This is a genomic window from Subtercola boreus, from assembly GCF_003399645.1.
In the GTDB taxonomy this organism is placed as follows: domain Bacteria; phylum Actinomycetota; class Actinomycetes; order Actinomycetales; family Microbacteriaceae; genus Subtercola; species Subtercola boreus_A.
Window position 1 is genome coordinate 190706 of the sequence record NZ_NBXD01000007.1, and the last position, 13853, is coordinate 204558.

Genomic DNA, 13853 nt, shown 5'->3' on the forward strand with positions numbered 1-13853 from the left:
CGGCACCTCGGTCCTGTCCGGCGCTCAGCGCGGGTCGAAGCCGCGGTTGGCGGCGAGGAACGTGCGGGTCAGGTCAGCGAGGGACTCGCCGCGCGTGACACGGGACTCGCCGGCGATGAACGCGGCCAGCACCCGGGCGATGTCGCCGGGGTCGCGTGGGTCGACGTACAGGGCGGGGTTCAGGTTGACCTCGCCGAGCGATGACCCGCTCGACGAGATGCACGGAGTGCCGAACGACTGGGCCTCGAGGATGGGGAGCCCGAGCCCTTCGTAGAGAGACGGGAAGAGCAGAACGTCAGAGCTCTGATAGAGCGCAGTGAGCAGATCATCGGGAGCGTTCTCGTGCCACGTCACCGTGGCTCCGCCCGACGCGAGCTGCTTCAGGAACTGCTTCGGTGAGAGCTCGGGGGGCAACCGGTTGCTGCCGACGATGTCGATCACGAGCGGCATGCGCGCACTGACCTCGGCCAGCGCCTTCGACACTTGGGCAATGTTCTTGCGCGGGTCGAGCACGTTGACGAGCAGCACACGGGTGACGTCGGTTCGGTCATCCGGAGCCGCGGGCGGTGCGCCGGCATCCGGAGACGTCTCGCCCTGCTCAGCCAGGTACCGATCGACGTCGAACGGGATGTCGACCACCACACTCGCCACGTCGTCGGGGGTGTAGTAGCGCAGAAAGTCGGAGCGCGTGCTCTGGCTGATGCAGAGAATGGTCTCGACGCTGTCGAGAAAGAACTGGAACCCGCGGTGGTGCGAGTGGGCGAACCCGGCGGCTACCCAGTTCGGTGTTCCGAAGTCGAGGGCCTGCGCGGCGAGGAGGTTCGGCACGAGGTCGTAGACCACCCCGTGCGTGAAGCGCAGGTGCGGCATCAGCTGGTCGCAGAGCCACGGGTTGGTCAGCATCGACACGTCGTACCCCGCGGTGTCGATGCGCAGCTCGAGCGCCTCCGCCAAGTCGAGCACGCCGGTGCGGGCCGTCTTCTCGCCGTGCCGCGTCGTGATCGCGGCGAGGGTCTCGTCGGCGGCCGGGCCGGAGACCCGGTGCAGGTGCCCGGCCGAGACGACGCCGAGGTCGACCGTGTAGCCGCGGGTGAGAAGTCTCTGCCAGTAGTCCGCGATCACCCGCCGCACGCCTACGTGCTCCACGGCGAAGCGCGGCTCGACGACAAGCAGTGCGCGCCGCGGGTCGGTGCCCTGCTCAGCCACGGGCCTCCTTGATCGAGAGCGTACGGATGCCGACACCCAGGCGCCGGACATCTCCTTCTCCGGTCTCCTCGTGGGGGGAGGTCGGGAAGGCGACCTCGAAGGTGAGGTCGACCCAGTCGCGGGTGAGCCTCGCCGCCGGAATGCGCACCGAGTGCCACCGGAATTCGCCCGAGGTCATGCTCCAGATGTCGAGCGGGATGCCGGCGATCTTCACGATGACGCGCTGCTCGCCGGTGCGGAGCGGGATGTACGCCTGCAGATCGCACGAGACGACCAGGGTCGCGCCCGGACGCCTGGCCCGGATGGGGATGTGGATGGAGCAGGAGCGGCCCGACGACCATCGTCCCCAGTTCTCCGGCTCGCCCCAGCCCGAGAAGGTCGCGTCGGTACGTGACACCTCGGCGCCCAGATCGAGGGTGAGCGGCAGCTCGGGGGTCGGTGTGTCGACATCGAGCCGCAGCGACCGCAGGGCGACGCCGTGCGGCATCCCGCTCGCCAGCTGCACGGCGAAGTTGCGCCCGTCGATGCCGATGTCTTCGGGAACGTCGAAGGTGAGCTCGGCAAGCGAAGCGCCGCTGCTCGAGTCGACGGCTGCCAGAGGGGCGCGGCGACCGTTCACGAGCACCTCGGCCCACCCCGAACCGGCGCCGCCGGGGCCGGCGCTGAACCCCAGCGTCAGCGTCCATCGGCGATTGCCGCGACTCTCGGGCACCTCCGGGCGGATGACGAACTCGGGGGCGTGGTCGGCCGACCAGACCAGGCCCGCACCGCTTCGCGACCAGTAGTGCGGAAACGCGACGCCGCGCCGGGCGAAGACGGCGGGGTCGGTCGACTGCCCGAACGCCAACCCCGAGCCCGGCGCGTACCGCGGCCCGCGCTCGGTCGGCGAGACGTACGACGACTCGAACGGCAGGCGCTGGAAGACCGAGACCTGGTCGCCCCGGGTCAGGTCGGTGATCACCACGACGTTCTGGGAGAACCGTGGCACGACGCCGGCGGCCTCGAGTCGCCGCGTGAGCTCGACGTCTTCGGCCTCGGCCCAGAACAGCAGTTCGTTGTAGGGCGTGGCGCGTAGAACGTCGACGCTGGCGATCAGCACGCCGCCGTTGATGTACATGGTCGGGGTGTAGTCGCCCACCTCGAGTTCGCCGAGGCTCCGCAGGTCCCAGGTTCCGGATGTCGCGACCCTCGACGGATACGTGAAACCGTCGCTCGTCAGCTGGGTCGGTACGAGCACGTCGACGTCGGGCCCGTACTCGCGGAGCGCGGTGAGGAAGTCGGAGCGCACCGAGTACCGGTCGTGCGCGAGCAGGATGAGATCGCCCCGGGCTTCGGCCACGAGCAGGTTCTTCTTGCGGGTGATCCACCCCAGGGTGCTGAATCTGGCATCCTGTTCGACGAGTCGGATGTTGGCGAGCCGGGTGTCGATGTGGTCGGTGCTGCCGGCGGGGCCGCAGACCAGGATCTCGTAGTCGATCGTGTCGAGCCCGTCGATGGCCAGCACGCTGTCGACGAACCGGGTCAGGCGCTCGGGAAAGCGGCCGTCGACGATGAGCCCGAACGTGAAGAGGTCGAGCGAGCGCCGCCTGGCCGGTGCCGACAGCGTCAGCCCGATCACCTTCGACGGATGCCCGGGCCACTGCCGGGCGAAGAGCACCTCGACCGCACCGCCCGTGAACGCCCGGATCGCGTTCATCAGTTCGTGGGTGCCGAAGTAAGGGAACGGGGTGTACCTGAGCACGAGGGTGCCGCTGCCGTTCAGCAGATGCAGCAGCTCGTCGAGCACCTGCCGCCACTGCTTCACGTCGCCGAGGTCGTGCTCGACGTAGAAGACGCCGTCGAAGGTGCCGTGCAGGTCGGAGTCGACGCGGAAGTCACGGTTCAGGTCGACGACGTCGCGTGAGGTGACGAATCCGGGAAGGGGAGCGGTCTCGCCGACCCAGTAGTTGAGGTGGGCGGTGTCGATGAACGAGAGCTCGTCGGGGCTGAGGAAGTCGGTCACTCTGCGTGCTCCTCTGCGGCGGGTGTTTCGGGCGCCACCGGCGTCTCGGAGCTTTCGAGGCGCCCGCGGCGGCTGAGGGCGTCGAGGATGCCCGACAGCTCCCGGTTGCGGAGCTCCAGCACCGCGAAGCGGCGGCGCAGCTCGGCGAGGGCCGCCTCGGCCGCCACCGCGCGCCTGTGCTCCCGCTGCAGTGCGGTATCGTCCGAAAGCCCGTGGGCCTTCGCGGCCGGGGAACCCGTCGGGTCAGTCATCCTCGCCTCTCGACAGCCACGCCCACACCGCATCCGCGTACGCGCTCCAGCTCGAGGGCACCACGCCCTCTGCCTCGCTCTTCAGCCGGGCGTACGCGGCGGTGTCGGTCAACACCGTGGAGAGCGCCGCGGCGAGGGCCTGATGATCGCGGGGAGCCACGAGCAGCGATCCGTTGCCGCGGGCGATCTCGGCCATGCTGCCGAAGTCGCTGGTGATCACGGGCGTTCCCACCGAGAGCGCCTCGGCGATCGGTAGCCCGTACCCCTCGACGTAGGAGGGCAGCACCACGACGTGCGCCGCACGGTAGAGCGCCCAGAGCTGCTCTTCGCTGATGCCGTTGACCGCCGAGACGGCCCGGCCGGCCTCCTGCTGCTCCCGGATGCCCAGGGCGAAGTCACCCGAGTCCCAGGAGTTGGGGGCGACGAAGATGACCTCGAACTCCGTTCCCGCATCCCAGAGCGCGGTGGCCGCGGCGAGGGTTGCGCGCTGGTTCTTGTGGGGGCCGATCGATCCGACCTGCAGCACGAGCGGAACATCGGGACTGCGGCGGAGAGCCGTGATTCGGCCCGGGTCTGTCGCGGGCGGCGGCGGCACGAGGGGCAGCTGGTGGGCTCGCACGAGCGGGCCCCGGATGCCCTGGGCCTGGAAGACGGCATCCATCGCTTCGAATTCCACGGCCGCACTCTCGGAGATCGCCGAGACGCGGGTGGAGTACTTGATCATCGAGATGTAGGTGCCGAAGCTCGCCGTGACGCCCTCGGGGACGAACTCGCCCGCCGAGACCGGGATGAGGTCGTAGACGATGGCTGCGAGTTCATTGGCGCCGCTGGACGCCATCGCGCGGAGGGATTCGAGGTCGCCCTTCGGCTTCAGCTCGGGAATGACGACCACGGTGCGCCACGGTACGAGCACTTCGCTCGGCAACGCGTCGTCACCGGCCGGTTCGCGGCCGAGCAGGGAGTCGTCCCACTCGAGCAGACGGTGCCGTTCGGCGCCGGTGGGCGCACGCCAGGCCCGGGCGGCGGGGTCGAGAACGGCAAGCGTCGCGTCACCCGCACGCTGCACCCAGACGGGGACGGTGTTGCGCACGACCCGCTGCACGCCGGTGTGGAGGGCTGTCGTGGCGGCGAAGGTCGCATCGATGAGGGGGCCTTCGACGAGCCGGAGCGGTGCAGTCACCTGCCACTGCCCGGTCGACTGCGCCCGCGCGGAGCGGAGCCGGGCGAATGCGAGCTCCAGCCGGCCGGCCTCCGCGTCGTCGAGCAGCAGTTCGAGCAGATCGTCGGAGGGGAGTGAGCCGAGGTAGCCCACCGCGATGAGCCACCACGCCGACCGCGTGCGTGGCGCCTCGGCCTCGAGGCGCTCCTCGGGGGTCACCGGGCTGGTGTCGTCGGAGTGCGCGACAGCGAGACCGAGCCCCGCGGCGACCACGCGCAGTCGGCTCTGCAGAAGGGCCTCGTCGGCCTCCCTCGAGAAGTAGTTGAAGGCGCCGCCCGTTCGGAGCCCCGCGGTCGGGGCGGGTGCGGGCGAGGCATCCGTCGCGCCGGCGGCAGCGCCGTCCGAGCCCGCCGACAGGCGCCCGCGTGCCAGGCGTGCCGCGACCGGGCGGGCCCTGGCTGAGAGGGTCTTCGCTTCGCGCAGGTACTTCGCCACCCGCCAGGAGGTGCTGCTCTCGAGTTCGTCGATGCGGCGCTGCAGGGCGTCGGCACGGCCGTCTGAGGTGGGCGAACCGCCGCCGCCACCCGAACGACGGAGGTCGCGGGCTTCGTTCTCTGCCCGCTCGAGGCGCCGACCCAGCATGCGCACCCGGAGGATGAGCTGCTCGTTCGTCGCGGCGGCTTCGCTGGTCGCGTCGCTCGAACGGTCGTCGTGAAGGTTCGCAGGCACGGAACCCAACGTTAGTACACCTGCCAACTGAGACCCTGAGGGTCGAAGGGTGCGTCGAAGGTGTACACGGCGTAGTAGTTCGCGACCTCTGTGCGGGTGTGGGCGGGCAGGGCCGCCTGGGCCTGCAGCATGGTGTCGTTTTCGTGCCCGAGAATGACGACGAAGGTGGTCTTCGAGGCTGCCGCGGCCGCCAGCTGGTAGGGCTCGAAGCGGGTCGGGGCGGAGTTCGGGATGGGCCCGGCAGTCACCCGCTCGGCGGTGGCGGCCGCCAGCGAGAACGAGATCCAGTAGTCGGCGTAGGCAGCACTCACGTTCGCCGACTCGAGGTAGTCACCGAGGTCTTCGATCGGCCCGACGATGTAGCGGTCGCGGGTCTGGAATTCGAACGGGCCGGCGGGCTCGGTGACGATGGTCTGCGTGATCGTGGCCGTGGCCGCCAGCACCATGGCCGCCCAGCCGGCGAAACGCACCCGGGTCACGAGCCAGCCGAGCATCACGGCGAGGTAGGGAACGAGGAAGGCGGTGTAGCGCACGGAATCCGCCCGCAGCACGACTGCCGGGCCCACGACCGTCACCACGATGACGAACACCGAGCTGGCGGCGAGCGTACCCAGCCACCAGCTTCGGCGCGTCACCGCCGACACCACGAGCAGCACCAGGAGGGCGACGGCGAGCACTCCGATCGTCACCCGCAGCAGATGCGAAGTCACGCTGAACTCCGCCGGTACGACCTCGGTGAATACAGTGACGAAGCTCTCCCAGTGGATGCCCGATCCCGTGCTCTGCGGCTTCAGTGGGCTGTCGGCCGTGGCGAACAGCCACAGCCACGGCAGAGCGCCGAGCGCCGCCGCGGCGACGCCCACGAGCCAGCGGAGCGGCCGGGCATCCCGTATCAGCAGGGCGATCACGCCCGGGGCCGCCAGAGCGATGCCGGCGGGCGACTGCCAGAGCGCGAGGCCCGCGACCAGGCCGATCAGCGCCCACTGCAGGTAGCTCTTCTGCCGCTCGCCGCGGAGCGCCAGCCAGATGGTACCGAGCCCGAGCGCCAGGCTCGGCCCGTAGAAGCCCAGCTCGCTGATGCTCAGAAGCATCACCCACACACCACTGAACCACGACAGGATGCCCGCCACATCGCCTGCGGGTCGGCCGAAAGCGTGCGTGGCGATGCTCCGCACCAGCAGCGTGACCACGGCGAAGAAGGCGATGCTGGTGATGGCCAGAACCTCCGGATGGTAGCCGAACGGCACCATCAGGGCTCCGGCGACGAGAGACACCAGGGTGCCGCCGTAGTTCTGGCCCCAGAAGAACAGGCTGACCCGGCCCTCGGAGAACTGTTTCGCGATGAGCAGCACGACCGCGTTGTCGGAGTTGATCGCGTAGTCGGTGGTGAACAGCAGCAGCACCCGATAGGCGAACCCCAGGGCGAACAGGCCCCAGAACAGAACTGTCGAGATGTTCCAGCGCGGAGTGTCGTTATGCCTGCCCATGGCCGCGTTTCGCGAGGATCTTTCCCGCCTGCCATCGAGCGAGCCCGACCGGACCGCGGCTGTCGAGGTCGTGCAACCGCGCGTTGAGCCGGCCGGTCTCACCCTGCAGGGAGCCGAGCTCGGACTCGAGCTGCGCGACCCGGTTCACATGGGCAGTGAGGTGCCTGCTGAGTTCGGCGACCTGCTCGCCGTAACGGGCCTCTGTCGCGAGGTACAGCGCCTCGACCCGCTGGTAGTCGGCGATCAGTGTGTCGTAGCGGAGCCCGGTGTCTAAGCCGAAGCCGCGGGCGATCGCCAGGGCGGTGTCGGCCGCGCCGCTCCTGATCTGCTCGGCGGTGGGCAGGGTACGGCCGCCGTTCGCCAGAGCGGCGTCGAGGGGTATGGGGCAGAGCGCCTCGAGGGGGGCATCCTCGGCCGGTGCATTGGCCAGCACGGTCGACCACCGGGAGACGAAGACCGGCAGTGCGTGCGCGTAGGCCCAGTCGCGAAAGGCATGCGAGGCGGAGGTGGACGCTCCCGAGAGGTGCGTCACGCGAGCGGCGGGCTCGAACACCACGTCGAGGCCGGCCGCCCTGAGACGGAACTGCAGGTCGACGTCTTCGAAGTAGGCCGGTTCGAAGGCGGGGTCGAAACCGGCGGCCGCCCTGAAGGCGTCGGCCGGAACCAGCAGTGCGGCGGCCGACCCGTAGTCGACGGAGCGCTGCTCGAGCAGGCCCGTGTCGCGGGCCTCGACGAGTGGGAGGTCGCGGCCGAGCTGCACGGTGACGGCGTCGCTGAGCACCCGTGAGCCGGCCTCCTGCACGGTTCCGTCGACGTTCAGGAGCAGACTCGCAACGGCGCGAGGCGCTTCACCCGCCGCCCCGTGCAGGCGCGCGAGCCAGTGCGGGTCGACCACGGTGTCGTCGTTGAGAAAGACGAGGGACTCTCCCCGGGCATCTGCTGCCCCGGCGTTGCACCCGCCACCGAAGCCGACGTTGTGGGGCAGGTCGACGATGACCGCTCCCGACACTTCCCGGGCGACGGTGTCGCGCACAGCCGGGTCGGCGCCGTTCAGCACGATGACCACCTCGTAGGAGGGCGCCCCCTCAGAGGCCCGGATGGAGGCGAGGCAGTCGAGCAGGATGTCGGTCAGACGCCACGCGAGGATGACGATGCTGCAGGTCGGCTGGTCGACGGCCTCGAAGTCGATGCGGGTCATTCGCGGGATCCTCTCGGTGCGGCGGATGCTGCGGGGGGCGGTGCTGCTGCGGGCGGCGGTGCGGCTGCGGGCGGCGGTGCGGCTGCGGTGCCCATCACCGCTTGGGCGCTCAGTACAGCGCCCATGCGTAACTGTAGGCGTCGAAGGGCTGGGCGAACGAGTAGACGGCGTAGTCGCCGACCTCGGTGCGAACGCTGGGCGGCAGCGACGCGTCGGTCTGCAGCATCCGGTCGTTGTCGTTGTCGCGCAGCACGATCACCGTCGCCCTGGGAGCGGCCTGGGCGGTGTCTTCGTAGGGTGCGTACCGGCGCGGCCCCGACAGCGCGGCGACCTCGGCCCGCTCGCCGGTCTCGGCGGTCACCGAGTACGACACCCAGTAGTCGGCATACGCACCCGTGATGTCGTTCGCCTCGAGGTAGTCGCCGAGCACCGAGATGTTGCCCACGATGAACGATTCGGCACGGCTGACCCTGAGGTCGGGAAAGATGATCAGCACCTGTGCGACCGTGAACGCGACGGCGACCGCCATCGCCCCGAGGCCCGCCAGAGGCACGAGAGTGACGACGTACGCGATGCCGATGGTGATCGCCGGCAGCACGAAGATCGCGTATCGCACGGAGTCGACCTCGAGGATGAGCCCGGTGCCGAGCACGACCACGACCACCACGGTGACGGTCGAGGCGACCAGTGTGCCGAGCCACCAACTGCGCTTCGTGATAGCCAGCACAAGGAGCATCACGATGAGCGCGACCGCGATGATCGCCACGGGGTACCGCACGATCGCGCTCGACGTCGAGCCCGGGCCGGGCGCCGACGGGGTGTGCGTGAACGACAGCACCCCGGGCAGCATGCGCGAGAAGAAGGCGACGAAGTTCACCAGCGCGATGGGGGTGTCCCGCTGCGGCTTGACCGCGGTCGCCGTGGTGAGGAAGACGATGATCCAGGGCAGGGCGCCGAGCACGGCAGCGGCGATTCCGACCAGGTACCTCGTGGGGGAGAACTGCCGGATCACCGCGACGAGCGCGGCCGGGGCGGCGATCGCGATACCCATCGGCGACTGCCAGAGGGCGAGGCCCGCGGCGAGGCCGATCAGCGCCCACTGCAGATGGCTCTTCCGCCGGTCGCCCCGCAGTACCAGCCAGATCGTCAGGAGGCCGAGCATCAGGCTGGGGCCGTAGAAACCGGGCTCGCTGGTGCCGACCCGCTGCATCCAGTAGCCGGGAAACCAGAACAGTACGCCGGCCACGTTGCCCACGAGCCGACGGCCGAACGCCTCCGTCGCGATCTGCCGCACCAGCAGGGTGGCGACGACGAAGAAGAGGGCTCCGACGATCGAGAGCACCTCGACGTGGGTGCCGAAGACGACCATCGCGGCGCCCGCGACCATTTCGAGCAGGGTTCCGCCGTAGGTCTGGCCCCAGAAGAACCATGCGACGTCACCCTCGGAGAAGTGCTTCGCAATGAGATAGACGACCGCATTGTCGGAGTCGACGCGAAAGCTGTTCGTGAACAGCAGCACGATACGAAGCGCCAGCCCGACCGCGAGCAGTACCCAGAAGGCGAAGGTGGATGCCCGGTGTTCGACGGCCCGCAGGCGGCTCGTCTGGCGCGGTGCGACACTCGTCGTCGGGGCAGCGGTCATGATGCCCTCAGGCTAGCGGCGGCCCGGGCCGCGAGGCCAACCCGCAGTGCCACCCGAACCGGGAGGTAGTACCACTGGTGGTAGCGCTTGGCGAGGTACTGGTAGGCGCTGCGGTGGTGCGCGCGCTGCATGGCAGCGGAGTGGTCGCGGGTCGACGTTCCGCCGGCGTGGTGCACGCTCGCGCTCGGCACGTAGAGCACCCTCCACCCGGCGTTGCCGAGGCGCTCGCCGAGGTCGACGTCTTCGAAGTACATGAAGAAGCGGTCGTCGAAGCCGCCGACCTGCTCGAAGGCCGTGCGCCGCACGAGCAGGCAGGCACCCGAGAGCCAGCCCGAGGCGAGCGGCTGGGTGCCGGGAGTCTTCGACTTGTCGGCCCGCAGGTACCTCTTCGACCACGGGTTCTCGGGCCAGACCCGGTGAAGCGCCGCGTGGCCGGCGCCGACGGTGAGCGAGGGCAGGTCTCGGGCCGAGGGGTAGATCGTGCCGTCGTCGTTCGTGATGCGCGGGCCGACGACTCCGATGCGATCATCGCTCTGCGCGACGGCCAGCAGTTCGTCGATGCTGCCGGCGCTGAACTCCACGTCGGGGTTCGTGACGAGAATCCACTCGGTGTCATCGGTCAGCCGGGCGGCGGCATAATTGACCGCCCCGCCGTAACCGAGGTTCGCGCCGGGCTCCAGCAGAGTCGTGTCACCGAACGGTTCGAGAACGCCCTGCAGGTCATCCGTCGCTGCGTTGTTCACAACGAGCACCTGCGGGGGCCGGATGCTCGCGAAGGGCACCGAACGGAGGCAGGCGACCACATCGTGGCGGGAGAAATAGCTCACCACGACCAGTGTTGCGGTGCCGTTCACGCTGTCTCCTCTCGGCTGTCGCCGGCCATCCCGGGGGTATCGCTCGCGGTTGCGGAACCGGGCAGCCCCAGCGCGCTGCGGTAGGCGAGCACGTGCCGGGCAGCGCAGGCGGCCCAGGTGAACCGTGCGGCCCGCGACCGGCCGGCGAGGCCCAGCTCCGCCCGCTCCGACGGGCTGTCGAGAAGCCGCGCCAGAGCCTCGGCAATGCTAGCCGAGTCGACATCGGTGTAGCTGACAGCCGCCCCGCCCACCTCGGGCAGCGAGAGGCGCCGTGTGGTGAGCACGCACGATCCGCAGGCCATCGCCTCCAGCACGGGCAGGCCAAAGCCCTCGCCGAGACTCGGATAGGCGGTGAGCAGCGAGCCGCCGAGCAGGGAGCGCACCTTCTCGAGGGGAAGGTACCCGAGCATCCGGATGTCGAAGCCGGCCTCGAGCGCCTCGGAGACCGTGCCGGCCACCGTCTCGTCCCACCCCGCGCCGCCCGCGATCAACAGGGCCGGGCGTTCGGCGGGCGGACGGGCTTTCGTCGCCCCGACGTAACCGCGAACCAGCGCGGAGACGTTTTTCCGGGGTTCGAGGGTGCCGAGGAACGCGATCCAGCCCGCCGGAACCGGGCGCTCGAGAGAGGCCTCGAACCTCTCGACCTCGGCCGGGGTCGGCGGGTGGAAGACGCTGGAGTCGTAGCCGAGCGGCGCGGCGAACACCCGGGTCGCGGGCGCACCGGTCACCCGCACGTATTCGTCTGCTGTGGTCTGGCTCGGGGTGACGACGGTGGCGCGGGCGAGCTTCGCCGCGCGGATCCAGCTGCGGAAGAAGACCCGCTTCATCAGGCCGTGCACCTCGGGTGCGCTGAAGAAGGTGAGGTCGTGCACGGTCACGATGCGCGCGCGGCGGGTGAAGACGGGAAAGGTGTAGTGGGGCGAATGGATGGCGCGGGCCCCGGCGCGGCGGGCGATTCCGGGCAGCGCGAGCTGTTCCCAGAGCAGGCGACCGGATGCCCGGCCACCCCAGCCCGCGATCTCGATCACCCGCGTGACCCCCGCGGCCTCGAACCAGGCGCGGTCGCGCGGCTGGCAGACGACGGCCAGCGGAACCCCGGCGAGCACCAGCTCGGCGACGACACTCTCGACGTAGCGCCCCACCCCGCCGCGGTCGGCGGGAATGGCGGTCGCGTCGAAGAGCACCCTGAGGTGCTCGCCCGTCGGGGTCGGCACCCTGAGGTGCTCGCCCGTCGGGGTCGGCACCCTGAGGTGCTCGCCCGTCGGGGTCGGCACCCGGAGGTGCTCGCCCGTCGGGGTCGGCACCCTGAGGTGCTCGCCCGGTGCCACGCGGCCCGCGCTCACCCGCCCAGCAGCTCGAGGTCGTGCTCGACCATGCGCGCCACCAGGGTCTCGAAGTCGACCGTCGGCTGCCAGCCGAGCTCCCGGCGGGCCTTCGACGCATCGCCCAGCTGTTCGGCGGGGTCGACCGGCCTGACGAACTCGGGGTTCACGCTCACAAGGCCCTCCCAGTCGGTGATGCCGACATGTCCGAAGGCGGCGGCGAGAAAGTCGGAGATCGTGTGCGAGACCCCGCTGGCCACGATGAAGTCACCAGCCTCGGGCGCCGCCACCGCCAGTCGCATGGCGTTCACGTAGTCGGGCGCCCAGCCCCAGTCGCGCCGAGCGTCGAGGTTTCCGAGCTCGATGCCGTGCTGCAGCCCGCGGCTGATGCGCGCCACGCTGGCGGTGATCTTGCGGGTGACGAAGTTCTCGGGCCGACGCGGCGACTCGTGGTTGTACAGGACCGTGTTCGAGGCGTGCAGCCCGCGCTGGCGGAAGACGCCGACGGAGAGGTGCGCGTAGGCCTTCGAAGCGCCGTACGGCGATGAGGGGCTGATCGCCGTGGTCTCGACCTGCGGGGTCTCGGCGGCCTGGCCGAAGATCTCGGCGCTGGAGGCGTGCAGCACGCGCACCGGATGCCCGTCCTCCTGCAGGCGGAATGCTGCGTCGAGCAGCCGCACGACGACCTGCCCGTTGATGGCCCCGGTCTCGACGGGCGAACTCCACGAGGCAGCGACCGACGAAACGGCCGCGAGGGAGTACAGCTCGTCGGGCCTCACCTCACGCACGAGGTTCTCCAGAGCATCCGGAGCGAGCAGCTCGGTGCTGTGGAGCGTGAGGTTCGACGGGTCGCCGAGCGTGCGCAGGTTCTCTTCGGTGGCGTTCCTAACGACACCGTGCACCTCGTAGCCGTCAGCGAGGAGCGATTCGGCGAGGTAGGAGCCGTCTTGCCCGGAGATACCGGTGACGAGGGCGACTGGCACGGGCTCTACAGCCTGGCGAGGGCTTTTTGCTCGATGACGTCGTTCTCGACCATCATCGTGACGAGCTGTTCGAAGTCGACCTTCGGGCTCCAGCCGAGCTTCGCGGTCGCCTTGGCGCTCGACCCGATGAGCAGGTCGACCTCGGCGGGTCGCATGAACTCGGGGTTCTGCACGACGTGCTTCTGCCAGTCGGTGATGCCCACCACGGCGAACGCCTTCTCGAGCAGCTCCCTGATGGAGTGCGTCTCGCCGGTGGAGATGACGTAGTCGTCGGCCTCCTCCTGCTGCAGCATTAGCCACATCGCCTCGACGTAGTCGCCGGCGAAGCCCCAGTCGCGGCGCGCGTCGAGGTTGCCCAGCACGATGTTCTCCTGCAGGCCCAGGGAGATGCGGGCGACCGCCTGCGACACCTTGCGGGTGACGAACTCGGGGCCGCGGCGCGGCGACTCGTGGTTGAACAGCACCCCGGAGGAGGCGTGCATGCCGTACGACTCGCGGTAGTTGATGGTCATGTAGTGGCCGAAGACCTTTGCCACGCCATAGGGCGAGCGCGGCCAGAGCAGGGTGTCTTCGTCTTGGGGGACCTGCTGCACCTTGCCGAACATCTCGCTCGAGGAGGCCTGGTAGAAGCGGACCTTGCGGGGGTTGTCACCCGAGTAGAGACGCACGGCTTCGAGGGCGTTCAGCACGCCCTTGGCGGTGACCTCGGTCGTGAGGCTCGCGTTCTCCCATGAGTAGGCGACGAAGGAGATGGCGCCGAGGTTGTAGAACTCATCGGGCTTCGAGGCCTCGAGCGCGCGGATCAGGCTCGAGAGGTCGGTGAGGTCGCCGGTGAGGATCTTCACACCGGGCAGGGTGGCCTCGACGAGAGCACGCTTGGGGTTGTTCTGGCCGCGGATCAGGCCGTACACCTCATACCCCTTCGCCAGGAGCAGTTCTCCCAGGTAGAGGCCGTCCTGGCCGGTTATTCCGGTGATGAGAGCGCGGGGCATGGTTTCCTTATCGTCGAAGCTGACCTCG

The 13853-nt window shown here is 69.6% G+C and carries 11 protein-coding genes; all 11 read right to left on the bottom strand.

Features of this window, described 5'->3' with window-relative positions; all coding sequences use genetic code 11:
- Nucleotides 1-24: 24 nt before the first annotated feature.
- The 11 genes from B7R24_RS03205 to B7R24_RS03255 all read right to left on the bottom strand — a co-directional run bounded on the left by B7R24_RS03205 (nucleotide 25) and on the right by B7R24_RS03255 (nucleotide 13825).
- Nucleotides 25-1206: a glycosyltransferase gene (locus B7R24_RS03205; RefSeq protein WP_172582686.1), complete on the bottom strand. Its 1182-nt coding sequence runs from the start codon at nucleotides 1204-1206 to the stop codon at nucleotides 25-27.
- A complete protein-coding gene (locus B7R24_RS17490) occupies nucleotides 1199-3208 on the bottom strand; it encodes a hypothetical protein (protein ID WP_172582687.1) in 2010 nt (669 codons plus the stop codon). The genes B7R24_RS03205 and B7R24_RS17490 overlap by 8 nt, the downstream gene beginning before the upstream one ends.
- Entirely contained in the window at nucleotides 3205-3459 is a 255-nt protein-coding gene (locus tag B7R24_RS03215) for a hypothetical protein (RefSeq protein ID WP_116417541.1), read from the bottom strand. Before B7R24_RS03215 ends, B7R24_RS17490 begins: the two co-directional genes overlap by 4 nt.
- Nucleotides 3452-5347: a glycosyltransferase gene (locus B7R24_RS03220; RefSeq protein ID WP_147303946.1), complete on the bottom strand. Its 1896-nt coding sequence runs from the start codon at nucleotides 5345-5347 to the stop codon at nucleotides 3452-3454. The genes B7R24_RS03215 and B7R24_RS03220 overlap by 8 nt, the downstream gene beginning before the upstream one ends.
- A gap of 11 nt (nucleotides 5348-5358) precedes the next feature.
- On the bottom strand, nucleotides 5359-6834 hold the full coding sequence (locus tag B7R24_RS03225) for a hypothetical protein (protein WP_116417543.1): 1476 nt from the start codon (nucleotides 6832-6834) through the stop codon (nucleotides 5359-5361).
- Complete coding sequence (locus B7R24_RS03230) at nucleotides 6821-8032, bottom strand: glycosyltransferase family 2 protein (protein WP_116417544.1); 1212 nt, start codon at nucleotides 8030-8032, stop codon at nucleotides 6821-6823. The genes B7R24_RS03225 and B7R24_RS03230 overlap by 14 nt, the downstream gene beginning before the upstream one ends.
- A gap of 109 nt (nucleotides 8033-8141) precedes the next feature.
- Nucleotides 8142-9674, bottom strand: coding sequence for an ArnT family glycosyltransferase (locus B7R24_RS03235; RefSeq protein WP_116417545.1), 1533 nt, complete (start codon nucleotides 9672-9674; stop codon nucleotides 8142-8144).
- Nucleotides 9671-10528: a glycosyltransferase family 2 protein gene (locus tag B7R24_RS03240; protein WP_216363601.1), complete on the bottom strand. Its 858-nt coding sequence runs from the start codon at nucleotides 10526-10528 to the stop codon at nucleotides 9671-9673. Before B7R24_RS03240 ends, B7R24_RS03235 begins: the two co-directional genes overlap by 4 nt.
- The gene (locus tag B7R24_RS03245; RefSeq protein WP_253259952.1) at nucleotides 10525-11832 is read right to left on the bottom strand and encodes a glycosyltransferase family 4 protein; all 1308 of its coding nucleotides are present in this window, start codon (nucleotides 11830-11832) and stop codon (nucleotides 10525-10527) included. Before B7R24_RS03245 ends, B7R24_RS03240 begins: the two co-directional genes overlap by 4 nt.
- Before the next feature lie 35 nt (nucleotides 11833-11867).
- Nucleotides 11868-12833: a GDP-mannose 4,6-dehydratase gene (locus tag B7R24_RS03250; RefSeq protein ID WP_116417546.1), complete on the bottom strand. Its 966-nt coding sequence runs from the start codon at nucleotides 12831-12833 to the stop codon at nucleotides 11868-11870.
- 5 nt (nucleotides 12834-12838) lie between these two features.
- The gene (locus B7R24_RS03255; protein ID WP_116417547.1) at nucleotides 12839-13825 is read right to left on the bottom strand and encodes a GDP-mannose 4,6-dehydratase; all 987 of its coding nucleotides are present in this window, start codon (nucleotides 13823-13825) and stop codon (nucleotides 12839-12841) included.
- Nucleotides 13826-13853 lie beyond the last annotated feature (28 nt).